Origin of the sequence: Kineosporia succinea (assembly GCF_030811555.1) — a bacterium.
In the GTDB taxonomy this organism is placed as follows: Bacteria; Actinomycetota; Actinomycetes; order Actinomycetales; family Kineosporiaceae; genus Kineosporia; species Kineosporia succinea.
Genome location: NZ_JAUSQZ010000001.1, coordinates 3,760,799 through 3,785,936 on the forward strand (window position 1 = coordinate 3,760,799; position 25,138 = coordinate 3,785,936).

Here is a 25,138-nt window from a genome sequence, read left to right on the forward strand (position 1 = left end):
CTTGCGGTGCTTGAGGACGCGGTGACGGGCGATCGCGTTGGCGCGCCCGCCTTTTCGAGGGGGCGGGTCGCGCAGCTGATCGCCGGTGCCCGCCGCCGCGAGCCGAGGGCGGTGGCGCGGCTGCTCTCGCTGATCGAGCACGAAAGCCCGCTCCTGCCCTCCCTCATGGAGTCGCTGGCGGCTGTCGAGGCACGGGCGGTGGTGATCGGGCTGACCGGGCCGCCCGGAGTGGGGAAGTCGACCACCACGTCCGCACTGGTGAGCTGGTACCGGAAGCAGGGGCGACGGGTCGGGGTGCTGGCGGTCGACCCGTCGTCGCCGTTCTCGGGCGGTGCGCTGCTCGGCGATCGCGTGCGGATGCTCGAGCACGCCACCGATCCGGGGGTGTTCATCCGGTCGATGGCGAACCGAGGTCATCTGGGCGGTCTTTCGGTGGTGACGCCGCAGGCGGTGCGGGTGCTGGACGCGGCCGGGTTCGACGTGGTGCTGATCGAGACCGTCGGGGTGGGGCAGAGCGAGGTCGAGGTGGCATCCCTGGCAGACACGACGGTGGTGCTGCTGGCGCCCGGCGCGGGTGACGGGGTGCAGGCCGCCAAGGCCGGGATCCTCGAGGTGGGTGACGTCTTCGTGGTGAACAAGGCCGATCGCCCGGGTGCGTCGGCCACGGCGCGGGAGCTGCGGGCGGTGCTCGGTCAGTCTTCGAAGGCCTGGAAGCCGCCGGTTCTCGAGCTGGTCGCCCGTCGGGGGCAGGGTATTGAAGACGTGGTGGTCGCGGCCGAAGCTCATCTCACCTGGTTGCGCGGGTCGGGTGAGCTGGAGGCCCGGCGCCGCGTGCGGTTCGCGGCGGAGGTGTCGGCGCTGGTGCTGGCGAGGGTGCGTGCAGGGCTTCGGGACCTGCCTCGAGGGAGCGAAAACCCTTACGAGGTGGCGGACCTGGTGTTACGACGGCTCGCGCAGAATGATGACGGACTGGAACGCGGCGACGGCCGTGCCGAGGATGCACAGGGCGACGCCCGGGCCGGGTGACCAGTGCACGATCTGGGTGCCGTAGAGACCGCCTGGTTCGTAGCCGCTGGTCAGGCCGATCATGGTGTAGAGGAGGTAGCCGCCGAAGCCGAGCAGAGCGGTGACGAGCAGGCCGATGCAGGCGGGACTGCGCAGGTGCGCGCGGCGGGAGGCGACGACCAGGGCGGTCAGGGCCAGCCCGTAGACGAAGGAGACGGCCAGGGCCGACGGCGTGGCCAGGGGAGTGACCCGCATCTCGAGATCGAGGCCGTAGAGGAAGACGGTGTCGTAATCGGCGAAGGGAACGACGGAACCCAGCATGACGGCGAGGGTGCCGGCGAGGGCGATGGCCTGCGAGCGGCGAAGGGGGCCGGTGGGGCTGGGCGCCTGACGCCGGTCGGCCGTGCTGCTGCTCGGTGGCGTGCCGTTGATGTCGCTGGGAGGAGCGGGTGCCGGCTGGCTCCAGAACACCTGACCCGCCGGCCGGGAGGCCTCGGCGGACGGGGACGAGGGCCCGGGGTTCTCCGGCGCGATCGGGGGTGCGTCGTTGCTCCAGTAGATGACGGGGGCAGCTGGGGCCGCGTCGGCCTCGTCGTCCACCCAGAAGGTCCAGCCCTCAGGGGCCGCGGGCCAGCCGGGATCGGGGATCCAGTCCGGCGGAGGGTCGAAACCCTCGGGAGGCGTGGGCCAGCCGGGAGCGGGGTTGAAGCGAAGTGCCATGGTGATGCCTGCCCCTCACAGTCTGTGGACAGTCTCCTGCCTTCTCCCTCGTCCGGTGTGAGCCCGCCCCGGGACGCAGCGCAGGATCCTGCCGATCGTGAACGGCGTCCGCAATTCGTCCTGCTCGCCGCCTCCTCGCTCTGTCGGCGCAGGTGCTTCCCGTGCCTCGTCGACGGTTGCGAGCGCCCGCCGTCCACCGCGGACTGCACCCTCACAGCACCCTCGGGGTACGGACCTCACATTTGGCGCCGACCGGTCCGTCTTCCCGGGTGGGAGGGGTCTGGCCTCGGGGTTATGTCTGGCATCACCGCAGCTCACGATGCAGTTGTTATGGATGTGAAATCTTTTCCGGGCAACTGCGGCTAGGGTGGACAGCGTGTTGTTCGCGTTCTCGGTTGCCCCCAACGGCAGTGGTGAGTCGGTCTCCGAGGCGGTGGCAGACGCGGTCGCCATCGTCCGTGCCTCCGGCCTGCCCAATCGCACCGACTCCATGTTCACCACCATCGAGGGTGAGTGGGACGAGTGCATGGACGTGATCAAGCGCGCCTGCGAGGCCGTGGGTAAGCACGGCAATCGCGTCTCCCTGGTGCTCAAGGCCGACATCCGGTCTGGGTACAGCGGCGAGATGACCGCCAAGGTCGAGCGGCTCGAGGCGGCCCTGAAGTCTCACGACACCTCTCACGGCCAGGACGGCCCGGCCGCCGGCGACCCGCCGGTGGCGACCGACTGACCCGGAGCGCGCATGTCAGACAGCCACACCAATCCTTCCGGCCTGCCCCGGTCCGGCCGCGGCGGCATCACCGAGACCGCTCACGAGGGCGCCGACCTCTCGATCGTGCGCCGGCCCGGCGCCGACTCCGGTGACGAAGCCCCGGCGCCCGAAAGCACGCAGCAGAACGTCGCCGCCCGCCCCGCTGCGGAAGACGACGCGGTCACCGGCGATTCGGGCACCGGTCCGCAGGACGGCACCGGCACGACCACCGACCGCCCGCCGCTGCCCGGAATCCCCCGAGCCCTCGGCCCCACCACCGGCGCCATCTGGCGTATGTCGCTGAACCAGCGTCACGGCGGGCAGGGTTCCGGGTCCATCGCGCTGCCTGACACCGACGCGGCGAAGTCGGGCCAGGGCGCGAGCCTCCCCCCGGAAGACGCGCGCACCGCTCCCAGCGACTCGTCGGTCGTCGGCAGCCAGAACCAGCAGAGTTCGCCCGGCACGGCCCCGAAGCCCACTGTCCTGCCGACGCCTGGGTCCATCGCTCTTCCGGACACGGACGCCGCCCGCTCCCGAGACACCGCGCCGCGGGCCGAGTCTGCGTCTCGGGCCGAGTCTGCGTCTCGGGCCGAGTCTGCGCCGCGGGCCGACACCGCGCCCGAGAGCGGCACCACGCGCTCCGGTGAGGCGGCGGGATCCGGGGAGACAGCGCGTTCCGGCGAGGTTGCCGCGGGGCCGCGTCCGGGGAGTGGGGCTTTCCGATCTACCGCCCGCCCCGGTCTCCCCGAGACGGGCACTTCTGCTGACCGGTACCCGCAGACCGCCTCACCCGCAGGCCAGCGGCCGGAGATCCCGACCCTTGAGAGCACCGGCACAGCGCTCGAGCCGACACTCCACCCGTCCACCGGCGAGCTGGTTCGGCCCACCGGACAGCCGCCGACGGGACAGCCGCCGACGGGACAGCCGCCGACGGGACAGCCGCCGACGGGACAGCCGCCCACCGGACAGCAGCCCACGGGGCAGTTGCCGACCGGGCAGCTGCCGACCGGGCAGTTCACGTCCCGCCGCGAGCGCAAGCTCTACGAGACCGGGGCCATCAGCATGCCCACCGGCTCGATCACGTCCACCCCGGCCCGCACACAGCCGCAACAGCAAGCGCAGCAGCCACGGCAACAAGCGCCGCAGACCCGGCCCGAGACCGAGGGGAGGCGGGTGGGGGAGGCGACCGACGCGTCCACCATCGGCCCCACGAAGCAGAAGCGCCTCGGCGGCATCGTGCTGCGCTCGCTCGCGGCCCTGCTGGCGGTGGCCGGCCTGGTCGTGCTCGCCGTGGGCGGCCTCAAGGCCACGGTCTGGGCTCCCTCCAGCACTGTCACCGCCACACTCGGCGCGCACTCGGACAAGTTCGTGACCACCGAGGTCGGCGCCCTCGCGCTGGAGGGCACCCGGCTCGAGGTGAAGGCCTCGGGCTCGGGCAGCGCTCCGGTGTTCGTCGGCGTGGGCCGGGCCGCGGACGTCGACGCGTACCTCGCCGACGCCGCCAACGACCGCATCACCGGCATCGACCACGACGAGTCCACGCTGGTCACCCGGCGCGTGGGCAGCGACACCGCGGAGGCCCCGGACCCGGCGGGCGTCGACGTCTGGGCGGTCAGCTCGCTCGGTCAGGGCTCGGCCGACCTCACCTGGACCGACCCGGCCTCCGGGCAGTGGCGCCTGGTGATCGCGACCGACGGCTCCCAGCCGGCCCCGCAGGACGTGACGCTGACCTGGTCGGGCGCCCCGACCTCGAACCCCGCCCCGGCCTGGATCGCCGTCGGCATCGTGCTGCTGGTGGCGGGCGTCATCGCCTCGATGATGCTGCGTGCCCGGGCCCGTGAGGAGAGCAAGGCATGATCCGCCGCAGAACCGCCCTCGGCCTGCTGCTCACCCCCCTCGTGGTGGCGAGCTGCGGCCAGGGCGAGGTGACGATCACGGCCCCCCGCGCCGACACCCGGGCCTACCCGGTCGTGGAGTCCGGCCAGGCCCGCTCGATCCTCGACGCGGTCGACGCGGCCGTGTCCGACGGCGTCAGCTCCAAGGACACCACCGAGACCGCCGACGCCCGGCTGACCGGCCCGTACCTGCAGATCCGGCTGGCCGAGGCGAAGATCGCGGCCCGGCGCAAGAAGAAGGTCGCCGAGCCGGCCGCGTTCACCCGCCAGGCCCTGGTGGTTCCGCGCACCACCGCGTGGCCCCGGTTCTTCCTGGCGGTGGGGCAGAGCCAGAACTCGTCCACCTACCTGGTGCGCGTGCTGCGGTCCGACGAGGCCCGCGCCCCCTACGGGCTCTGGGCCGAGACGATGATGCTGCCGGGCGCGAGCCTGCCGCAGGCCACGACCGACGCCTCGGTGCTCGCCGCCGACGCCGAGGGGCTGCTCCTGAGCCCGGCGGAAGCGATCGAGGGCTTCGCGGGTTACCTCAACGGCAAGGGCAAGGGGAAGGGCGCCGCCAACTTCCGCCGCAGCGAGTACAGCGATCAGCTGCTGCAGCGTCTGGCGGCCGACGAGGAGGGCCTGAAGGAGGTGGCGACGGTGTCGAGCAAGCACGTCGCCGTCGACGAGGCCCCCCTGGCCCTGCGCACGGACGACGGCGGGGCCCTGGTCGTGGGCCAGCTCCGCCAGACCTACACGGTGAAGGTGAAGTCCGGCTCGGGCAAGGTCAGGGTCAAGGACGCCGACCTGGCCGCGCTCGCCGGCAGCAAGGACGAACTGAGCTTCAGCAAGTCCTTCACCCGCACCGCGGTGGAGGTCGTGGTGCTGCACGTCCCGGCCACGGATTCGAAGGAACGAATCCGGGTCGTCGCCGCCGACAAGGGTGACGTCGAGGCCGTGGTGAAGTAGTGACGTACATATCGGGGCAAGGAGAAGGGAACCCTCGATGACGAACCAGCCGGGGATGCGAGCAGGTAGGCCCTCGCTCAACCTGCGCGGTGCGGTGGATCTGGGAGGACTGGCCGCGCGGCCGGCCGCTCCCACGGGTGCGAAGAGCGCCACTGGTGGTCCGGCGGGAACGCCGGGCGCCTTCGTCATCGACACGACCGACGCGTCGTTCGCGACCGAGGTCATCCAGCAGTCCCAGACCGTTCCGGTGGTGCTGGACTTCTGGGCCGAGTGGTGCGGGCCCTGCAAGCAGCTGTCACCGCTGCTGGAGTCGCTGGCCGCCGAGCTGAACGGCCGGATTCTGCTGGCCAAGGTCGACGTGGACGCGAATCCGCAGCTGGCGCAGGCTTTCCAGGTGCAGTCGATCCCGAGCGTCTTCGCGGTGGTCAAGGGCCAGCCGATCCCGCTGTTCCAGGGCGCCCAACCGGACGCCCAGGTGCGCGCGGTGTTGGACGAGCTCCTGCGCGTGGCCGAGGCGAACGGTGTCACCGGTGTGCTCGCGGCCGAGCCGGCCGGTGAGGCCGACGACGACGCCGAGCCGGAGGAGGAGCCGTTGCCTCCGCTGCACCAGGAGGCGTACGACGCGATCGAGCGGGACGACCTGGACGCGGCGATCACCGCGTACGAGCAGGCACTGCGCGAGAGCCCGGCCGACGACCTGGCCAAGGTCGGCCTGGCCCAGGTGCAGCTGATGAAGCGCACCAACGGCGTCGACCCGAACCAGGCCCGGCAGACGGCGGCCCAGAACCCGGCCGACGCCGACGCGCAGATCGTGGTGGCCGACCTGGACGTGCTGGGTGGGCACATCGAAGACGCGTTCGCGCGGCTGATCGACACGGTGCGGGTCACCAGCGGCGAGGACCGCGACAAGGTGCGTTCGCACCTGGTCGAGCTCTTCGACGTGGTCGGTAAGGAAGACCCGCGGGTTCCGAAGGCACGGATCGCGCTGGCCAACGCGCTCTTCTGAGGCGTTCTCGGATCTGAGCGCTCGCGGCGGCTCTCAAGAAGGACCAATGACGGACGGCGTCGGCACCCGGGTGGGTGCCGACGCCTTTCGCCGTCCGGGGCAAAAGATCAGGCTGACACCGGGGAGTGTCTAGCGAGCGGGCTACCGAGCGCCCCTCCGTTTGCCGGATTCTGACTCATGTCGGGCCTGGGCGCCTGACCGGGAGCTGTGCGGCGGGGTTAGATGACGTCATGCCGTGACTCCTTGTCAACGGCCGATAACTGTCAGTCGTTATCGTTGTCTTGCTCGCGGGTCTTCGTGGCCCGGCCTGGAGGGGAACCATGTCGCGCGTCTTCATCGTGGGGTCCGGATCGGTGGGCGCTGCCACCGGCCGGGCGCTGGGGCATGCCGGGCATCGGGTGACCTTCGTGGACATCGACCCGCGTCGCGTCGCGGTGCTGGTGAACGAGGGCCTCGACGCCCGCCGCGATCTCGACCTGGCCGGTGAGCCGGAGTCTTTCGTCTTCATCTGCACCCCCACCCGGATCGTCGCCGGCCGGCACCACCTGGCCGACGTGGCGGCCGGCTCCGAGGCGGTGGGCCGCGCCCTGGCCCACGCCGACGCCGTGCACACCGTGATCGTGCGCTCGACCGTGCCGCCCGGCACCACCCGCGACCTGGTGCGCCCGCTGGTCGAGCTGCACTCCGGCCGCCGTGACGGCACCGGGTTCCACATCGTCGCCAGCCCGCACTTCGACACCCGCAGCGGCGCCTCGCGTTCCGGCCGCCACGCGATGGAGACCGTGCGCCCGCAGCTGACCGTGATCGGCGCCGAGAACGAGCGGGTCAACGCCAACGTTCGCGACCTGCTCTCGCCCCTCATGTCCCCGGGCGGGCAGCTGCGGTTGCTCGACGACCCGGCCGAGGCGGAGATGATCAAGTGCGCGCACAGCCTGTTCAACGCCACGAAGATCAGCTTCTGGAACGAGATCTGGCGGGTCTGTGACCGGCTCGGCCTCGACCCCGACGACGTCGCGAGCACGGTGGCCACCTCGGTCGAGGGCTCGCTCAACCCGGAGTACGGCATCTGGGGTGGCGCGCCCTACGGCGGCGCTCAGCTGCCCGGTGACACCCAGGGCTTCCTCGGGTTCGCCGAGGAGATCGGCCTGCCCATGCCGCTGCTGTCCGCCGTGGTCGGCGTGAACTCGGGCTTCGAGCAGCGCCTGGACGCCGAGATGGAGGCGCTCAGCATGCTGGCCAGTGGGCCCTACTACTACGCGCCCGAGTACGGCCGGCCGCCGCGCTCCGCGGAGCCGTACGAGCCCTACGAGACCCAGGCCCCCTACCACCTCGAGCAGCACTACCAGCCCGAGACCCCGCGTCCCGCGGCCGAGTTCGCCCCGCCGGTGGAGCAGTACCCACCCCTCGAGCAGTTCCCCGCGGCCGAGTCGTACCCGGCCGTGGAGTTCCCGGCCACCGAGCCGGTGCGGTTCGAGACGCCCGCGACCACCACGTCCCCCGTCGAAGAGGCCCCGACGCCGGAGGCGAGCGCCGAGGCGGGCGAACTCGCCGGTGGCGAGGTGCAACTCGACCCGGGCGCCAACCACCCCTCTCGCCGCGCGCAGCGTCGCTCGTGGATCCCGCGGCAGCTAGGACGCTAGCCCGCGAATGCGAAAGGGGCCCTGGTCAACGACGACCAGGGCCCCTTTCGTGTCACGAGATCACCAGATGCGCACGCGCTTGTCCTCGGCGAGCCAGAGCCCGTCGCCCTCCTTCACCCCGAACGCCGCGTGGAACTCGTCGATGTTCGAGACCACCGCGTTGCAGCGGAACTCCTCGGGGGAGTGCGGGTCGAGCGCGAGGCGGCGGATCACCTCGGTGTCGCGGCCCTTGCCCCGCCAGCCCTGCGCCCACGAGATGAAGAAGCGCTGCCAGCCGGTGAGACCGTCGAGCTCCGGCGGCTCGGACCCCTCGAGCGCGATCCGGTAGGCCGTGTAGGCGATCGAAAGACCGCCCAGGTCACCGATGTTCTCGCCGACCGTGAGCGCGCCGTTCACGTGGTGCCCGGGAGTCTGCCGGGGCTCGAGGGCGTCGTACTGCTCGATCAGGGCCTTGGTGCGCTTCTCGAACTCGGTGCGGTCGGCGTCGGTCCACCAGTCGTTCAGGTTGCCCGAACCGTCGTACTTCGAGCCCTGGTCGTCGAAACCGTGGCCGATCTCGTGCCCGATGACCGCGCCGATCGCGCCGTAGTTGACGGCGTCGTCGGCCTCCGCGTCGAAGAACGGCGGCTGCAGGATCGCGGCCGGGAAGACGATCTCGTTCATCAGCGGGTTGTAGTACGCGTTGACCGTCTGAGGGGTCATGAACCACTCGTCGCGGTCGACCGGCTTGCCGAGTTTGTCGATCTCCCGGGCGATCTCGTAGTCACCGGCACGGCGGACGTTGCCCACCAGGTCGCCCGCCACGATCTCCAGCGAGGAGTAGTCGCGCCAGGTGTCGGGGTAGCCGATCTTCGGGGTGAACGAGCCGAGCTTCTCCAGGGCGCGGAGCCGGGTGTCCTCGCTCATCCAGTCGAGCGTGGTGATGCTCTGCCGGTAGGCCTCGACCAGGTTGGCCACCAGCTCGACCATGCGGGCCTTGGCGGCGGGGGAGAAGTGCTCCTCCACGTAGAGCTTGCCCACGGCCTCGCCGAGCGCCGACTCGACCATCGAGACGCCGCGCTTCCAGCGCTCGCGCAGCTGCGTGGCACCGGTCAGGGTCTTGCCGTAGAAGGAGAAGTTCTCCTCGACCAGCTCGGCGTTCAGCAGCGTGGCCGAGCCGTGCAGCGTGCGCCAGGTGAGCCAGGTCTTCCAGTCGGCCAGCGGCTGCTGCGTGAGCGCCTCACCGAGGGCGGTGAAGAACGAGGGCTGACGGACGACGACCTCACCGAACGCGCTCTGCGGCACCTTGAGCGCGTCGATCCAGGCGGTCCAGTCGAACGCCGGGATCAGCTCCTCGAGCTCGGCCCGGTTCTTCTTGTTGTACGTCTTGGTGGCGTCGCGGTTGGTCACCCGGTCCCAGTGGGACTGCGCCAGCTTCGACTCCAGCGCCAGGATGCGCTGCGCCGCGTCTTTCGCGCCGGCCTCGTCGGTGACGCCGGCCTTCACGAACATCCGCTCGACGTGCCCGAGGAACTCGGCGCGGACCTCGGCGAACTTCTCGTCGCGGTAGTACGACTCGTCGGGCAGGCTGAGCCCGCCCTGCGTCAGGTACATGACGTAGCGGTCGGAGGCCATCGCGTCGTTGTTGACGAAGTAGCCGAAGGGGCTGCCGCTGCCGGAGCGCTCCAGCACGCCGAACGCCTGGATCAGCCCGGCCAGGTCGGTGACCTCTTCGACCAGGGCCAGGTCGGTGGCGATCGGGGCGATGCCGAGGGCCTCGATGCGCTCCTCGTCGAGGAAGCTGGCGTAGAGGTCTCCGACCTTCTGCGCCTCACTGCCCGGCGCTGCCTCACCGGACGACTTCGCGGCTTCTTCCACGAGGACCCGTAACTGGGCCTCGGCCTCGTCGCGCAGCCGGTGGAAGGTGCCGTACACCGACTTGTCGGGCGGGATCTCGGCTGTGTCCAGCCAGGTCCCGTTCACGTGCCGGAACAGGTCGTCCTGCGGCCTGATCGAGGGGCTGAGCTGCTCGATGTCGATACCGGACCTCATGGCCCGAGTTAACCAGCTACCCCTCGATCAGGACAGGATCAGACGTTCAGCCCTCCGCCGAATCCACCGGCTGGAAACCCGGGCCGGACTCGTGGTGCACCTCGTGCGCCGGGCCACTCGGGGCCCATCCGGCCTCCGGGGTCGACTCCGGCACCAGCCACACCATGCCCAGGGGCGGCACCCGCAGCGTGACCGACGACGGCTGCCCGTGCCACGGCACCGGCACCGCCTCGACGGCGCCCAGGTTGCCCACACCGGAACCGCCGTAGCCCTCGGCATCGGTGTTGAGCAGCTCCAGCCAGCGGCCCTCGTTCGGCACACCGAGGTGGTAGCCCTCGTGCGGCTCGGTGGAGAAGTTGACCACGGCCACCAGCGGGTTGCCCGAGGCGTCGCGGCGGATGAACGAGAAGGTGTTCTGCTGGCTGTCGTTCGCGTCGACCCACTGGAACCCGGACGGGTCGCTGTCGGCCTCCCAGAGCTCGGGCCGGTCGGTGTAGATCCGGTTCAGGTCACGCACCAGCTGCTGCAGACCGGCGTGCCAGGGGGTGTCCTCCAGCCACCAGTCGAGGCTGCGCTCCTCCGACCACTCGCGGTCCATGCCCAGTTCCTGGCCCATGAACAGCAGCTGCTTGCCCGGGTGCGACCACATGAAGGCGAGGTAGGCACGCACGTTGGCGAGCTGCTGCCAGCGGTCGCCCGGCATCTTGCCCAGCAGCGAGCCCTTGCCGTGCACGACCTCGTCGTGGCTGATCGGCAGCACGAAGTGCTCGCTGTACGCGTACATCAGCGAGAACGTCATCTGGTGGTGGTGGTACTGGCGGTACACCGGGTCCTTGGACACGTAGCCCAGGGAGTCGTGCATCCAGCCCATGTTCCACTTGTGGCCGAAGCCGAGGCCGCCCAGGTGCGTGGGACGAGTGACGCCCGGCCAGGCGGTGCTCTCCTCGGCGATCATCATCACGCCGGGGTGACGCTTGTAGGCGGTGGCGTTGACCTCCTGCAGGAAGGCCACGGCCTCCAGGTTCTCGCGGCCGCCGTACTTGTTCGGCGTCCACTCCCCGGACTCGCGCGAGTAGTCGAGGTAGAGCATCGAGGCCACGGCGTCGACCCGCAGGCCGTCGACGTGGAACTCCTCGAGCCAGTAGAGCGCGTTCGCGACCAGGAAGTTGCGCACCTCGGTGCGGCCGAAGTCGAAGATCAGCGTGCCCCACTCGGGGTGCTCGCCGCGGTGCGGGTCGCCGTGCTCGTACAGCGGCTCGCCGTCGAAGCGGGCCAGCGCGAACTCGTCCTTGGGGAAGTGCGCGGGCACCCAGTCCATGATCACGCCGATGCCGGCCTCGTGGAGCTTGTCCACCAGGTGCCGGAACTCGTCCGGGCTGCCGAAGCGTGAGGTCGGCGCGTAGTACCCGGTGACCTGGTAGCCCCAGGAGCCGCCGAACGGGTGCTCGGCCACCGGCAGGAACTCGACGTGGGTGAAGCCCAGGTCCTTCACGTAACCGACGAGCTGGTCGGCCATCTCGAGGTAGCTCAGACCCTGGCGCCAGGAGCCGAGGTGCACCTCGTAGATGCTCATCGGGCGGGTCAGGGCCTGGAACCCGTCGCGCTCGGCCAGCCAGGCGCCGTCGTTCCACTCGTAGGAGGACTCGGTGATGACGGACGCGGTCTGCGGCGGGATCTCGGTGGCGAAGGCCATCGGGTCGGCCTTCTGCCGCCAGTGCCCGTCCTTGGCCAGGATCTCGTACTTGTACCGGGTGCCCGCGCCGATGCCCGGCACGAACAGTTCCCAGATGCCGGAGCCCCCGAGGCTGCGCATGGCGTGGGTGCGCCCGTCCCAGCTGTTGGCGTCCGAGACCACCCGAACCGCCTGGGCGTTCGGCGCCCAGACCGCGAACGACGTGCCCTCGACGTCGCCGATCAGCCCGGGGAAGCGGCGGGGGTGGGCGCCGAGCGCACGCCACAGCTCCTCGTGCCGGCCCTCGGCGATCAGGTGCAGGTCGATCTCGCCCAGGCTGGGCAGGAAGCGGTAGGGGTCGTCGAGAACCTGCTCGCCGGTGCCCTCGTAGTGCACGGCGATGCGGTAGTCGCCGACCGTCGCGCGATCCAGCACGGCGACCCAGATGCCGTCCTGCTCGTGCGTGAGCGGATGCCGTTCACCGTCTTCCGTCACCACCGCGACCTCGGTGGCCAGCGGGCGCAGCGTACGGACCGTGACGCGGCCCAGGTACGGATGCGCGCCCAGCACCGAGTGCGGGTTGTAGTAGGCGCCGGCCGCGACCTTCGCGAGCACGTCGGAGTCGACGGGTTTCACCGTTGACGTCACGACGATGTCGCTGCTGGAAAGCGCGGCGGTGCTCGCTTCGAGGGGGCTCTGCGAAGTCGGAGACTGTGCCATGTCGGGAAGTCTGGCATGCATCGGACGGGTGAGCATGGTGCGGCGACACCGCTCCGGCGCCGGGAGGTGGATCTCGACCCGCGATTACCCTACTTGGAGTAATCTCTTGCTCACCCTGCGCCTCAATGCCGTGGTCAGGGCCAGATGCGATGGCCAGGTAACGATTCGGCCGGAAGCCACGGCGCAGCGGTGGGAAAGGTGGGATCCATGGGCCCGCGGGTGTTGCTGGTGTGTACCGCCAACATCTGTCGATCGCCCGGCGCCGAACGTCTGCTGGCCGGGCGGCTGGGGCCCGACGTCGACTTCTTCAGCCGGGGCACGCGGGCGGTCGCCGGGGCGGGTATCTGCGACTACTCGGCGGAGTGGGTGCGGGGGCACTCCGGGGTCGACGTCGGCCACGACTCCCGGCCCCTCGACGTCGACGACATCCGTGCGTCCACCGTGATTCTCACTGCGACACAGGCACAAAGGGGCCGGGTCATCGAGATGCGGCCCTCCGCCCAGGTGCGCACCTTCACCCTGCTGCACGCGGGTCGCACGGCGGCCTGGCTGGCGGCCTCGGGTCACGCCCCGCCGAAGAACGCGGACCTGGCCGACCGCTTGCTGTGGATGGTCGAGGAGCTCGACGCGAACCGGGGCGCGGCGCCCCGGCGCGACGACGAGGACGACGACGAACTGCCCGACCCGCATCGCGGAGGGCGTCATCCGCAGGTGTTCGCGCGGTTGCAGGCGGCCGTCGACGACCTGTGCGCGCCCCTGCTCTTCCGGGGGCCGGTGCTGCGCCGCGACCGGGCTCGGCTGCGTCAGCGGGCTGCTCGCTGAATCAGTTCCGGCACCGGGTGCCAGTTGCCTGGATCACGTCGGTGCGGGCCGGGGCGGTCGCGCAGGGTCAGGGTGACGTTCGCGCGGGTCACGGTGATGGTGGACGCGGTGGTCGCCCCGGGTGGCACGGTGTGCCTTGGTCTCCTCCGGGTTTTCGGCCTTTCCCGGCGAGCGTCTCGGCCGGCGGCCCCGCCCAGCGCTTTGGCCGACCGCTCAGAACTCCTCGGCAAACGGGGAAGAGCCCGGCCTCGGGCCGGGCTCCTCGCAGGTTCGGTGATCAGGTGTTCAGGTCGTGCCCTCACAGGTCGGGCACAGCTCGCGGATGGCGGTGATCGGGCCGGAGCGGCGCCAGTCGTTCCACTCGTCGGTGTAGACGGTGCCGGCGCCGTTGCAGGTCACGCAGCTCTCCAGGGTGGCCCGGTCGAACTCGTCGTCGCGGCGGTTGCGCAGCAGCAGGGCCAGGCCCGCGGCCAGCAGCAGGGTGGGCAGCCAGAGCATGGGGTAGTCGCCCCGGAGAAGGATCTCGGCGTACAGACCGGAGGAACCGATCGTCAGCAGGGCTCCGAATACGGCGTTCACGACGCTCCTCCCGAGAGTTCGGTCACCTTGTACGGTCACCCCGCGCCCGGCCGTGAACCAGCGCGCTCGTCGACGAGCCGGATACAGCCAGAACGTAAAGCTCCGCCTATGACGAGTCATCCTAGGGGTGGCAAACCTGCCGGGGAAGGGCGTTTCAGGATTGTCACGCAACGCTTCTCAGCACTTCCTCAGAGGATCAACGCGGTGCGGCGGTTTCGGGGGACATGAAAAATCGCGGCGCGGCACCGAGTGCCACACCGCGATTCTTCGTTCAGTTCGCCGGCCGGAGGTCCGAGCTACCCGCCTACAGCGATCGCCTCGACCGGTGGTGCCGGGGGACGCCCGTGGGCACGTGCGGCATCACCGCCTGCGGGGGGATGAGCAGCTCGCGCTCGTCTTCCAGCAGGTCGAGGTCGGGCGCCGAGAGATCCACCGTGAGCGGGGGGATCTCGGCGAATTCGGCCTCCGGTGAAGGGTTCTGGCCGTCGGTGGACGCGTCGTCCTGGCTGTCCTGCACATAGCCGCCGGCGTGCAGGTAGCCGTACTCGTCGCCCGCGGAACCGGCCTCGGGGGTGTTGCGGAACCAGGTACCTGCATCGGCCTCGTCCGCCTCCGGGGCGGAGTGGCCCGCCGTGCCGTACGGGGCCGCGTCGGGCGGGTGGTTCGCGCCTGCCGGATCGGGGCCTGCCGGATCGGGGCCGGCCGGGTTCGCCTCGGAGGAGGCGGCGCCGTACGGGTTCGCGCCGGACCGGGTGTCGCCCTGACGGGCTGCGCCATGGGGAGCTGCGCCGTGAGGAGCTGCGCCGTAGGTCTCGGCACGGGAACGGGCGCCGTCGGAAGGCCGCTCGCCGGAATGGTTGTCGAACCACGCCGCCTGACGCCACGGAGCCTTGGACCGGGGGAGGCGTACGACGGGTTCCGGCTCACCGGGGCCGTCGCCGGACCGGCGAAGCCCAACCCCTGCGTCAACCCCTGCGTCGACCTCGGCGCCGACCTCTGTGCCGCTCTCCGCGGGTGGAGCCCAGGGATCGACGGCGGGAGAGGGCATTCCCGGTGTCACCCGGGTCGGCGTCGCTCCCCGGACCGGCTCTGCGGCTTCCTGAGCGGGAACCGAGGACTCCCGGCCCGTCGGCGCGGACCCGCGAGCCTGCCCCACGGATTCCCGCGTCGGCGCGGCGGATTCCCGCATCGCGGTATCCCGGACCGGCGCGGCGGATTCCTGCGTCGCCGTCTCCCGGACCGGTACGGCAGATTCCCGCGTCGCCGTCTCTCGGACCGGCGTGGCCGACTCCCAGGCCTCGGCCGACCAGATCTCCGCCGAAGGGTTCTCCGGCTGCTGCTGTTCGGCGAGAAGGTTCTCCGCCCGGCGGTGTTCGGCCCAGCGCTGCTCGGCCTGGCGCCGCTCCGACCAGCCCGACCCGGACCGGTTCGGTTCGGCCGGTCGCGCCTCGGCCCAGTCTCGTTCGGCCGGACGCGCCTCGGCCGGGAACGGTTCGCCCTGGCCCCGCTCGGCCCGATCCGACTCGGCCCGATGCGCCTCGGTCCACCTCTGCTCGGCCGGGCGCGGCTCGGCCGGGGCCGAACTGCCCGCCACCGGCGGCTCGCTCCGGCGGAGGTCCACCGTCCGCCGCTGCCGGGACGTGGCCTGCGCCGGGATACCGCTGAGGGGAGTACCGGCCGTCGGGGCGCCCAGCGGCAGGCCCGAGGGGGCGGTGTCCGGCGACGACCAGCGAACGGCCCGGGGAGCGGGCTCCCGCGTGCGCTGGTCGTGCGGAAGTCCCTGCAGGCGAAGTTCTTTCGGTACCTCGCCGGGCTGCTCGACAACCTCGAGCCGGTCGACCCGCAGGCCCTCGGTGGTGGCTCCCGGCACGTCGTGCACGGTGCGTGACACCTCGACGCCGTCGACGTGGGAGATCACCGCGAGCCCGTCGGTCGCCGGGGCGGTGACGATCGGCACCGGACCCGTCGACGAGAGCCCGCCGAACACCGAGATACCGCCCGTGCCCGGGGCTTCCGGCCGTCGCGGACCGGTCGAACCGGCGATCGGGGCCCAGCCGTCGGACGGGCTCGGCGCCCAGCCCATGTCGGCGGCCACCCAGTCGTCGTGGTGGTCGTAGCCACCCACCGGACCCGCCACGGGGGGCACCCCGCCGCCCGGGGAGGACATCGACGGACCGCCGGGAGCCACGTCCGTCGCGTGAGCCGAACCACTGCGCCGGGACGGGCCGTTGCCCGCCGGTGAACCACCGACCGAGGGGGAGGGGCCCGTGGGAGGCGTGCTGGGAGGCGTCTTCAATTGAGGCAGCGCCCCGGTGACCGGAGCGCCGGACCCCGGCCGCCCCGAGACCAGGTCACCGAAACCGGAACCCGCCCCACCCGTCCCGTTCGGGCCGGACCCCCCGGATCCGTTCGGCCCGTCGCCGCGCCAGGTCTCCCGGACCTGATCCGCGGCCTCGGCCCGGCTCAGGTCGAGCGGCTCCGAAGCCGAGCGGGCCGCAACCGTTTCCGGCGGGAGGGAGGCCTTCTTGCGACCCCGCCGCCCGCGCCGGTTCTCCTGCTCGGGAACGGCCGAGGGCTCGGAGTGGTCGAGGAGGCTCGTGGTCGTCTCCGCGGCCGGCGGCTGACCGTAGCCGTACCCGTAACCGTCGTACCCACCGGCGCCCTTCTTGCGTGGCGCGAAGTTCAGCACCGTGCCGAGCATCTTGGCGCTCACGGCCTCCAGCGACTTCAGCGCCCGCTCGGCCTCCTCGCGCCGGCTGCGCCCGTGCCGCACCACCAGGATCGCGCCGTCGGCCGCGGTCGCGATCAGCGCGGCGTCGGTGACGGGGAGCAGGGGCGGTGCGTCGATGATGACCACGTCGTAGTGCTCGGCCAGGGTGTCGAGCAGGTGACGCATCTGCTGCGAGCCGAGCAGCTCGGACGGGTTCGGGGGAGTGGGGCCGGAGGGCAGCACGGCCAGCAGGTCGCGCTCGTAACCGACCACCACGTCGCGCAGGTCGTGCTGACCGGCGAGCACGTTGGTGAGCCCGGCCCCGTTGCTGATGCCCAGATACCTGCTCACCGCGGGCTTGCGCAGGTCGCCCTCGACGAGCACCACCCGGGCCCCGCTCTGCGCCAGGATCAGCGCGATGTTGCAGGCCGTGGTGGTCTTGCCCTCGTCGGGCAGGGCCGAGGTGACGGCGATGACCCGCGGCGGGTTGTCGACGTCGGCGAACTGCAGGTTGGTGCGCAGCGTGCGGAACGCCTCGGCCCGCCCGCCGAACGCGTCGGCCGTGACCAGGGGCTGCTTCGGGGCGGACGCGTCGAACGGCACCACCCCCAGCGGCACCGAGCCGGTGAGCTGCTCCAGGTCGGCCGCGCCGCGCAGCGTGGTGTTGAGCTGGTCGCGCAGCACCGCCGCGCCGACCCCCAGGCCGAGGCCGAGCAGCAGACCGAGCGCGAGGTTCAGCGGCACCCGCGGCGACACCGGCGCGGTGGGCTCGACCGGCGGCCGGGTGACGGTGAGCTTGACCGTCGCCTCGCCGTCGGCGGGCTTCTCCAGATCGGTGACGACGGCCTGCAGCTGGTCGGTGACCTGGGCCGCGATCGTCTGCGCGAGCTTCGGATCGGGGTCGGACACCTTGATGTCGATCAGCACGGTGTCGAGCTGGGGGGCGGCGTCGATCTTGCCGGCCAGTTCGCCCGCGCTGTAGGGCAGCCGCAGCCTGGTCACGATCGGCCCGGTGACCTTGCTGCTGGTCGCCATGGTGGCGTACGACTTCACCCGCTGCTGGCTGAAGGTGCTGCCCTCGGACAGGGCGGAGAGCGAGTCACCGCTGCTGGGGCTGCGCGCCGAGACGAACACCTGGGTGTCGGCCTGATAGATCGGCGTCTGCCTGCTGGTGTAGGCGGCAGCCGCGGCGACGCCGAGCAGGGCGAGGAGCAGGACGATCAGCCAATGCTGCCGGAGCACTCGCAGGTACTGGGTCAGTGTCACCGAATGTGCCGCCTTGTCATTGCACTCCTCCACCGGCCGGAGCGCTTACCGTACCCACATCTGGCTACAGAATGAGGTTGAACGATTGCGCTGGGTCACGTGAGTCGGGAGCAGTCAATCAGTTCACCGGGCCCGTGCACAGCCGGATGCAGACCTACTGAACGGTCAGCGGGAGGTCGCGCCCGGTCTGGGCCACTTCGTCGCACCAGCTGAGCACGTTGGTGACGACCTCGTCGTCACGGGAGCGGCGGCCGGCCTCGATCTCACGCAGGACGTGGCTGCGGAGCGCTCGGGCGTCACGGCGGCGGCGGGCGGCCCGGCTCAGCCGCCCGGCGGCAAGGTGACCGGCAGCGAGCAGGGCGACGAACCCGGTCAGGATCAGCTCCTCCATGACCACAGAGCGTACTCGTTCGATCACGACGCGTCCGCCGGTTGGCCGGATCGCTGGTGGTTGCTCACGTTCCGCCTGGTCAGGAGCGATTTCGGTGCAGTGTGCGGGCAGTTGGCCCGGGTTTAGCGCTTGCGTGGGGGCATGCTGCGGGCGGTATCGCGGAACGCGATGCCCGCCGCCTTGCCCATCGGCATGTTCAGTCGCCGGGCCTTGATCAGGTGGTAGACGTAGAAGCCGACGATCGTGAGGACGCCCGCGTCGTCCAGCAGCCCCAGTGGCCCGAGCACCGCCTCCGGCGCCACGTCGACCGGGCTGATCAGGTAGACGAACGACGTCGCCATCGCCGCGATCCCGCGCAACGGCAGCCGGTACTTGTAGATCACCCAGAGGCCTGCGACCAGCAGCCCGAGCGCGATCAGCACCAGGGCCGCGACGAACCCCCCGACGACCCACAGAGCGGTGTTGTCACCCATCTCGTGCCCCTTCCCTCGTTGATCCTCATTGTGTGGCAGAACCGGCCCCTGGGCAGATCGACGTTCCCGGAGGGCTCGAGCGTTACGAGAGTGATGCACGATCCGGGCCGGATAGAGGCGAGTGGGGCAAACGGGTCGGGGATACGGTGCTGAGGTGAATCTTGGTCGTGCCGGCTCAGCCCTCCTTGCCCTGACCCTCTCCCTCGGCCTCGCCGGGTGCGAGGTCACCAACGACGTCGGCGGGTCCACCGTCTCCGGCTCCGACTCGAAGGCCAAGGCCTACAGCGGCCAGTCCGCCACCAAGGTCCTCGACACCCTCTCGGTGAAGGGCCGCTCCGCGAACACCGGGTACGACCGCGACCAGTTCGGCACGGCCTGGAAGGACGTCGACCACAACGGCTGCGACACCCGCAACGACATCCTCAAGCGCGACCTGACCGGCGAGAAGTTCCGCGACGGCACCAAGGAGTGCGTGGTCGTCAGCGGCACCCTGGAGGACCGGTACACCGGCGAGACCATCAAGTTCACCAAGGAGAAGGCCTCGCTGGTGCAGATCGACCACCTGGTCGCGCTGCAGAACGCCTGGGTCACGGGCGCCTCGCAGTGGACCGAGGAGAAGCGCACCGAGCTGGCCAACGACCCGCTGAACCTGATGGCGGCCGACGGCTCGAGCAACTCCTCGAAGGGTGCGGGCGACGCCGCCACCTGGCTGCCGCCGAACAAGGCGTTCCGCTGCGACTACGTGGCCCGGCAGATCGCGGTCAAGGCGAAGTACGGCAACTGGGTCACCAAGGGTGAGAAGTCGGCCATGAGTGGAGTGCTCGAGGGTTGCCCCGACCAGAAGGTGCCGACCGCCAAGGACGCCGAGAGCAGTGCGGGGGCCGACAGCAGCAGTGGCGACGCGGGGAGCGACAATGGGGGAGACGTCGAGACCCCCGGTGCCTTCTGCTCGGACGAGGGCGCGAAGGCCGAGGACTCCGACGGTGACACCCTGACCTGCAGCGTGAAGGGCGACGACGACCGCGCCCGCTGGCGTTCGGCGAACTGACGCGCACAGCCTTCGCGAGTAGGTTAGGCATACCTCACTTTGGAAGGTGGTACCCCCATGTCCATGGCTTCCCGCGTGGCCGACGGCGTTCGCAACCGGGTCGGTGGCCGTGGTGAGGGCCGCGGCGGTGCGTCCCTGGCCGCCACGGTGGCCCGCACCGAGCAGCTCAGCCCGACCATGGTCCGCGTCGTCTTCACCGGCGACGACCTGGCGAAGTTCGAGATGAACGACTCCACCGACGCCTACGTCAAACTGATCTACCCGCGTCCGGGGGTGGAGTACCCGCAGCCGCTCGACATGCGCGCCATCCGCAACCAGATGGCGCCCGAACAGTGGCCGCAGAACCGCACGTACACGGTGCGCGCCTGGGACGCCGAGTCCCACGAGCTCACCGTCGACTTCGTGGTGCACGGCGACGAGGGCCTGGCCGGTCCCTGGGCGCGTGACGCGAAGCCCGGCGACCAGATCTGGGTGGCCGGCCCGGGCGGCGGTTACCGTCCCGACCCGTCCGCCGACTGGCACCTGTTCGTCGCCGACGAGAGCGCGCTCCCGGCGGTCGCGGCCGCCCTCGAGGTGCTGCCCGCCGAGGCGAAGGGCATCGCGCTGATCGAGATCCACGACGCCACCTCGCAGTTCGAGCTCACCGCCCCGGCCGGTGTCGAGATCCGCTGGCTGCTCGACACCGACGCCGGCCGGGCTCCCGGCACCGTGCTGATCGAGGCGGTCACCGCCCTCGAGTTCCCCGAGGGGACCGTGCACGCCTTCGTGCACGGTGAGGCCGCGGCCGTCCGTGACCTGCGCCGGTTCCTCAAGCGCGAGCGCGGCGTGAAGAACACGCAGATGTCGGTCTCCGGTTATTGGCGGGTCGGCGCCAACGACGAGGAGTGGCGTGCGGTGAAGGGCGACTTCAACCGCACCGCCGACGAAGAGGGCTGAGGCCTACCGCAGGCGGCGGCTGGACGGTGAGTCCAGCCGCAGCCAGCGGTAGCCGTAGCGCCCCAGCTCGACCGGGGTCGCGACCGGCCCGGTGCCGTTGCCCAGCAGATCGATCACGGGGTGGTCGAGTTCCAGCGGCACGCTCACCGGTTCGGGGCCCAGGTTGTGGACGCCGATGAGCGCCGTGTCCTCCCAGGTCACCTTGTGCGCGAACACCTGCGGGTGAGGCTGTTCGAGGATCTCCAGCTCGCCCCAGCCCAGCTCCGGGCTGCTGCGGTAGCGCGAGATCAGCAGCCGCACGAAGTTCAGCAGCGAGTCCGGGTCGGAGCGCTGGTCCTCCACGTTCACGGCCTCCGGACCGAACCGGCCGGTGACCACCGGAGCCGCGCACCCGTCGTCCTTGCGTGAGAAGCCGCCCGAGGCCGTCCACTGCATCTGGGTGCGCACCGCACTGCGGTCACCGGCGTCCAGGTTCTCGCCCATGCCGATCTCCTCGCCGTAGAACAGCACCGGCGTGCCCGGCAGCGTGAAGAGCAGGCTGTAGACCATCCGGAGGCGATCGGCGTCGCCGTCGAGCATCGGGGGCAGCCGCCGGATCAGCCCGCGGCCGAACACCTGCATGCGTTCCTCCGGGCCGAACGCGTCGAACACCTCCTGCCGCTCGTCCTCGCTCAGCTTGTCGAGCGTCAGCTCGTCGTGGTTGCGCACGAACGTGCCCCACTGGCAGCCGTCGGGCAGGGGCGGCCGGTCGGTCAGGGCCTTGGCCAGCGGCGCCGCGTCCTGCCGGGCCAGCGCCAGGTAGAGGTTCTGCATGGTGATGAAGTCGAACTGCAGCGTGAGCTCGCCGCCCTCGGCGCCGCCGAAGAACTCCAGCTGCTGCTCGAACGGCACGTTCACCTCGCCGAGCAGGATCGCGTCACCGGAGCGCCGGTTCAGGAACGCCCGAAGGTGCCGCACCACCTCGTGCGGATCGGGCAGGGCGCCGGGTGACTCGCCGAGCGGGTCGATGAAGAACGGCACCGCGTCGACCCGGAACCCGCTCACCCCGAGGGCCAGCCAGAACCCCACGATGCGCGCGATCTCGTCCCGCACCGCCGGATTGGTGACGTTGAGGTCGGGCTGGTGCCTGTAGAAGTGGTGCAGGTAGTACTGCCCAGTCTTCTCGTCGAGGGTCCAGACCGAGGTCTCCTGGTCGGGGAACACCGGCTCGGGCTGCTTTCCGGCCGGCGGCTCGTCGACCCACACGTACCAGTCCCGGTAGGGCGAGTCCTTGCTCTCCCGGGCCGCGACGAACCAGGGGTGCTGGTCGGAGGTGTGGTTGACGACCAGGTCGACGATCACCCGGATCCCGCGGTCGTGCGCCGTCCGGATCGCCTCGACCAGGTCGCCGTGCGTGCCCAGCCGGGGATCGACGCCGTAGAAGTCGGTGATGTCGTAGCCGTCGTCGCGATCCGGGGTGGGGTAGAAGGGCATCAGCCACAGGCAGGTCACGCCCAGCTCGGCCAGGTAGTCGATGCGCTGCGCCAGACCGGCCAGGTCACCGGTGCCGTCGTCGTTCCAGTCCAGAAATGTCTCGACGTCGAGGCAGTACATCACCGCTGTTTTCCACCACATGTCCGCCGTGTCCGTGATCCGCATGATTGCGATTTATCACTTCTGGGCAACATCCGCGCTTTCACAGGCACACGTCCAGCAGAACTCATTCGCCGGGCGTACTGTTGGCCGTGCGGTCAATGGAGATACGCGGTGACTGATGATTTGCCATCCGTGCTCTCGGCCCGACCGTGCCGTTGGAGAAGGAGATGGGGGTCAACCCGCGATGGACCCGAAACACCTGGTGGACGAGGCACTGCGCCGTTTCACCGTCATGCAGCTCGCAGCGAACTCCGGTGACGCTGCCGTGGTCGAGGAGCCGGCCGCCCGTGAACTCGTGGCCGCTTTCCAGCACCTCGCGAAGCTTGACGGCTGGGCCAAGGTGGCCATCGACCGCCTCGTCGTAGATCCTGAGAATGCCCGGGCGACAGCCGATCTCAAGCTGAGCATGGATCATGCCGCGCGTCTGCACCCACAGTTCCTGCGTACGCTCTCGCAGGTCTGCGCGGCGTCGGGCACGGTGCTCGCGCCGCCCGCGCAGGCGCCGGGGCAGGTGTCCTGACCGGTTCCGGCCGGTCGCGTCGTTCATTTCAAGAAAAGCTGTCCGGACACATATGTGTCCGGACAGCTTTCTTTGTCGAAAACTTTTCTTCTCCATTCGTGCCGGATGCGGGTGTGCCCGTGCTGAATAGCTGACTATCTGTCCGGACAGCATTTCGTTCGGTATTGGGTCACGCAATGTAGAGGGTCCGTGATCCGTTCGTGTGCATTCCCGCGCACGGTGCGTGTGCGGTTCAGCAGAACAATGGTGGACGTCCGCGAGGGCAGGGTGACCGGGGAAGTGGTTCCGTCGCGCGGGGTGAGCTTGCATGCTGAGCACGTACCTCGGCGCCCCGGTGCCGGGGTGCGAGCTCGGCACGAGTCCTCGACCCGATGGAGAGACATGGACGCCCCCTTGACCACGCCGGCCCAGCCCGTCCCCGCCGCCCCGATCGCCCTGAATCTGCCCGCCGGATTCCGCTGGGGCGTCGCCACGGCGGCCTACCAGATCGAGGGGGCGGCAGCCGAGGACGGGCGCACGCCCTCGATCTGGGACACCTACTCCCACACCCCCGGCCGGGTGGACGGTGACGACAACGGGGACGTGGCCTGCGACCACTATCACCGGATGCCGCAGGACGTGGCGCTGATCCGCGACCTGGGGGTGGACACCTACCGCTTCTCGATCTCCTGGTCGCGGGTGCAGCCCGGCGGGAGCGGGGCGCTGAACCGCAAGGGTGTCGACTTCTACAGCAGGCTGGTGGACGAGCTGCTCACCTCGGGCATCGACCCGTGGGTCACGCTGTACCACTGGGACCTGCCCCAGGAGCTGGAGGACGCGGGGGGCTGGCCGGAGCGGGACACGGCCCACCGGTTCGCGGACTACGCGGCGCTGATGTTCGACGAGCTGGGCGACCGGGTGCGCAACTGGACCACGCTGAACGAGCCCTGGTGCTCGGCGATGCTGGGCTACGCCTACGGCCGGCAGGCCCCCGGGTACGAGAACTTCCCGGCGGGCATCCGGGCCGTGCACCACCTGCTGCTCGGCCACGGCCTGGCCACGCAGCGCCTGCGGGAGGCCGCGGCCGGCATCGAGGCGGAGACCCGCTTCGGCATCACGCTCAACCTGGGCACCGCGCACCCGGCCACCGACACCCCTCAGGACCGGGACGCCGCCCGCCGGGCCGACGGCCTGAACTCGCGGCTCTACCTCGACCCGCTGCTGAAGGGCACCTACCCCACGGACGTCGTCGACGACCTGGCCCTGCGCCACGCCGTGCTGCCGGTCGAGGACGGCGACCTCGAGGTGATCAGCACGCCGATCGACGTGCTCGGTGTCAACTACTACACCGGCTGGCTGATCAGTCATCTCGGCGAGGACGGCTCTGCCGTGGACTCCGACGGCGCCCTGGTGGCCCGGGACGTCGGCCGTGGCCGCCCGGTCACCGCGATGGGCTGGGAGATCGTGCCGGAGTGCTTCACCGAGCTGCTCGTGCGCCTGGCGAAGGACTATCCGGGCACGCCGCTCTTCATCACCGAGAACGGCGCGGCCTTCCCGGACGTGGTGGCCGACGACGGCTCGGTGCCCGACCCGGAGCGCACGGCCTACCTGCAGTCGCACATCAGCGCGGTGGCCGAGGCGGTGGCGCAGGGGGCGGACGTGCGGGGCTACTTCGTCTGGTCGCTGCTCGACAACTTCGAGTGGTCGTACGGCTATGACAAGCGCTTCGGCATCGTGCGCGTCGACTACACGACGCAGGAGCGCACGCTCAAGGACAGCGCGCTCTGGTTGCGCGGGCAGATCCGGAACTGGCGTGCGGCTGTAGCGGGCTGAACCGGGTGCAGAGGGGCGAGGACGGGCCGGTCCTCGCCCCCTGTTTTTGCTCCGGAGGCGAGTAAAAAACGAAAGGTGCCGCCGCGTCCGTCATTTGACGTGTCCAGCTGTCCGGACAACACAGGGTGAGGGGGAGGTCACATCCCGGAAGGGGTAACACTATCGTCGAAGTGACCGTTAATGGAGGTGGCGGCGCGACCGCCGCCCCGCGTCACTCGCGGTGGAACCGACCGAAAGGCAACCGTGATCACGAATCTGCGCAATCACCTCAATGAGCGACGTATCGTGCGGCAGCGCTCGCGCCGGCTGGCCGAGGAGCTCGCCAGCTACAGCACCCCGGCCGAGCGCCAGGAGCTCGACGCGATCCTGAGCCGGCACACCGAGGCCGAGATCGCCGAGCTGGAGACGGTTCTCAACCAGCAGGCCGCGGCCCGGGCCGTGCACCTGTAACACAACCCCTTGGCGGCGCGCCGATGACGCAGCGCCCCTGATAATGCGGCGACACGAAGACGTGTCGCCGTTGTTGTTTTGCCCACCGGACGGTGAAAGACCAGCGGC

The 25,138-nt window shown here is 70.6% G+C and carries 20 protein-coding genes; 12 read left to right on the forward strand and 8 right to left on the reverse strand.

Going from position 1 to position 25,138, the window contains the following annotated elements; translation table 11 throughout:
• The first annotated feature begins 6 nt into the window (after positions 1–6).
• Positions 7–1,026, forward strand: coding sequence for a methylmalonyl Co-A mutase-associated GTPase MeaB (gene meaB / locus J2S57_RS16555; protein ID WP_307243732.1), 1,020 nt, complete (start codon positions 7–9; stop codon positions 1,024–1,026).
• Here meaB and J2S57_RS16560 read toward each other — a convergent pair.
• Positions 940–1,725, reverse strand: coding sequence for a hypothetical protein (locus J2S57_RS16560; RefSeq protein ID WP_307243736.1), 786 nt, complete (start codon positions 1,723–1,725; stop codon positions 940–942). The two genes, meaB and J2S57_RS16560, sit on opposite strands and share 87 nt — an antisense overlap.
• A gap of 376 nt (positions 1,726–2,101) precedes the next feature.
• On the opposite strand from J2S57_RS16560, the gene J2S57_RS16565 reads away from it, so the two are divergent.
• From J2S57_RS16565 to J2S57_RS16585, 5 genes are all read left to right on the forward strand, one after another.
• Positions 2,102–2,455, forward strand: a complete 354-nt coding sequence (locus J2S57_RS16565) for a thiamine-binding protein (protein WP_307243740.1) — start codon at positions 2,102–2,104, stop codon at positions 2,453–2,455.
• Between the two features lie 12 nt (positions 2,456–2,467).
• Complete coding sequence (locus J2S57_RS16570; protein WP_307243743.1) at positions 2,468–4,333, forward strand: hypothetical protein; 1,866 nt, start codon at positions 2,468–2,470, stop codon at positions 4,331–4,333.
• Entirely contained in the window at positions 4,330–5,319 is a 990-nt protein-coding gene (locus tag J2S57_RS16575; RefSeq protein ID WP_307243745.1) for a DUF8094 domain-containing protein, read from the forward strand. Before J2S57_RS16570 ends, J2S57_RS16575 begins: the two co-directional genes overlap by 4 nt.
• Before the next feature lie 37 nt (positions 5,320–5,356).
• Complete coding sequence (locus tag J2S57_RS16580; RefSeq protein WP_307243747.1) at positions 5,357–6,325, forward strand: tetratricopeptide repeat protein; 969 nt, start codon at positions 5,357–5,359, stop codon at positions 6,323–6,325.
• Between the two features lie 320 nt (positions 6,326–6,645).
• Positions 6,646–7,965, forward strand: a complete 1,320-nt coding sequence (locus J2S57_RS16585) for a 2-dehydropantoate 2-reductase N-terminal domain-containing protein (protein WP_307243750.1) — start codon at positions 6,646–6,648, stop codon at positions 7,963–7,965.
• 60 nt (positions 7,966–8,025) lie between these two features.
• On the opposite strand, the gene J2S57_RS16590 is transcribed toward J2S57_RS16585, so the two are convergent.
• Both J2S57_RS16590 and glgB read right to left on the reverse strand, forming a co-directional pair.
• On the reverse strand, positions 8,026–9,996 hold the full coding sequence (locus J2S57_RS16590; protein ID WP_307243753.1) for a M13 family metallopeptidase: 1,971 nt from the start codon (positions 9,994–9,996) through the stop codon (positions 8,026–8,028).
• A 46-nt stretch (positions 9,997–10,042) separates the two neighbouring features.
• On the reverse strand, positions 10,043–12,388 hold the full coding sequence (gene glgB / locus J2S57_RS16595; protein WP_307243756.1) for a 1,4-alpha-glucan branching protein GlgB: 2,346 nt from the start codon (positions 12,386–12,388) through the stop codon (positions 10,043–10,045).
• A gap of 207 nt (positions 12,389–12,595) precedes the next feature.
• On the opposite strand from glgB, the gene J2S57_RS16600 reads away from it, so the two are divergent.
• Positions 12,596–13,210: an arsenate reductase/protein-tyrosine-phosphatase family protein gene (locus J2S57_RS16600; RefSeq protein ID WP_307243762.1), complete on the forward strand. Its 615-nt coding sequence runs from the start codon at positions 12,596–12,598 to the stop codon at positions 13,208–13,210.
• A gap of 285 nt (positions 13,211–13,495) precedes the next feature.
• On the opposite strand, the gene J2S57_RS16605 is transcribed toward J2S57_RS16600, so the two are convergent.
• The 4 genes from J2S57_RS16605 to J2S57_RS16620 form a co-directional block, all read right to left on the reverse strand.
• Positions 13,496–13,789 (reverse strand): hypothetical protein, encoded by a 294-nt coding sequence (locus J2S57_RS16605; RefSeq protein WP_307243766.1) that lies wholly within the window; start codon positions 13,787–13,789, stop codon positions 13,496–13,498.
• A 304-nt stretch (positions 13,790–14,093) separates the two neighbouring features.
• Positions 14,094–17,765 (reverse strand): polysaccharide biosynthesis tyrosine autokinase, encoded by a 3,672-nt coding sequence (locus J2S57_RS16610; protein WP_307243770.1) that lies wholly within the window; start codon positions 17,763–17,765, stop codon positions 14,094–14,096.
• Positions 17,766–17,919: 154 nt separating this feature from the next.
• On the reverse strand, positions 17,920–18,156 hold the full coding sequence (locus J2S57_RS16615; protein WP_307243772.1) for a hypothetical protein: 237 nt from the start codon (positions 18,154–18,156) through the stop codon (positions 17,920–17,922).
• A gap of 122 nt (positions 18,157–18,278) precedes the next feature.
• On the reverse strand, positions 18,279–18,629 hold the full coding sequence (locus tag J2S57_RS16620; RefSeq protein WP_307243775.1) for a DUF1232 domain-containing protein: 351 nt from the start codon (positions 18,627–18,629) through the stop codon (positions 18,279–18,281).
• 154 nt (positions 18,630–18,783) lie between these two features.
• Here J2S57_RS16620 and J2S57_RS16625 point away from each other — a divergent pair, with 154 nt between their 5' ends.
• Both J2S57_RS16625 and J2S57_RS16630 read left to right on the forward strand, forming a co-directional pair.
• A complete protein-coding gene (locus tag J2S57_RS16625) occupies positions 18,784–19,677 on the forward strand; it encodes an HNH endonuclease family protein (protein WP_307243778.1) in 894 nt (297 codons plus the stop codon).
• A 63-nt stretch (positions 19,678–19,740) separates the two neighbouring features.
• On the forward strand, positions 19,741–20,613 hold the full coding sequence (locus tag J2S57_RS16630) for a siderophore-interacting protein (RefSeq protein WP_370882665.1): 873 nt from the start codon (positions 19,741–19,743) through the stop codon (positions 20,611–20,613).
• Between the two features lie 3 nt (positions 20,614–20,616).
• Here the strand turns inward: J2S57_RS16630 and J2S57_RS16635 are convergent, their stop codons facing one another.
• Positions 20,617–22,251, reverse strand: coding sequence for an alpha-amylase family protein (locus J2S57_RS16635; RefSeq protein WP_307243785.1), 1,635 nt, complete (start codon positions 22,249–22,251; stop codon positions 20,617–20,619).
• A gap of 181 nt (positions 22,252–22,432) precedes the next feature.
• On the opposite strand from J2S57_RS16635, the gene J2S57_RS16640 reads away from it, so the two are divergent.
• The 3 genes from J2S57_RS16640 to J2S57_RS16650 all read left to right on the forward strand — a co-directional run bounded on the left by J2S57_RS16640 (position 22,433) and on the right by J2S57_RS16650 (position 25,030).
• Positions 22,433–22,768, forward strand: a complete 336-nt coding sequence (locus J2S57_RS16640) for a hypothetical protein (protein ID WP_307243790.1) — start codon at positions 22,433–22,435, stop codon at positions 22,766–22,768.
• 381 nt (positions 22,769–23,149) lie between these two features.
• Positions 23,150–24,580 (forward strand): GH1 family beta-glucosidase, encoded by a 1,431-nt coding sequence (locus tag J2S57_RS16645; protein WP_307243795.1) that lies wholly within the window; start codon positions 23,150–23,152, stop codon positions 24,578–24,580.
• Positions 24,581–24,865: 285 nt separating this feature from the next.
• Positions 24,866–25,030, forward strand: coding sequence for a hypothetical protein (locus J2S57_RS16650; RefSeq protein WP_307243802.1), 165 nt, complete (start codon positions 24,866–24,868; stop codon positions 25,028–25,030).
• Positions 25,031–25,138 lie beyond the last annotated feature (108 nt).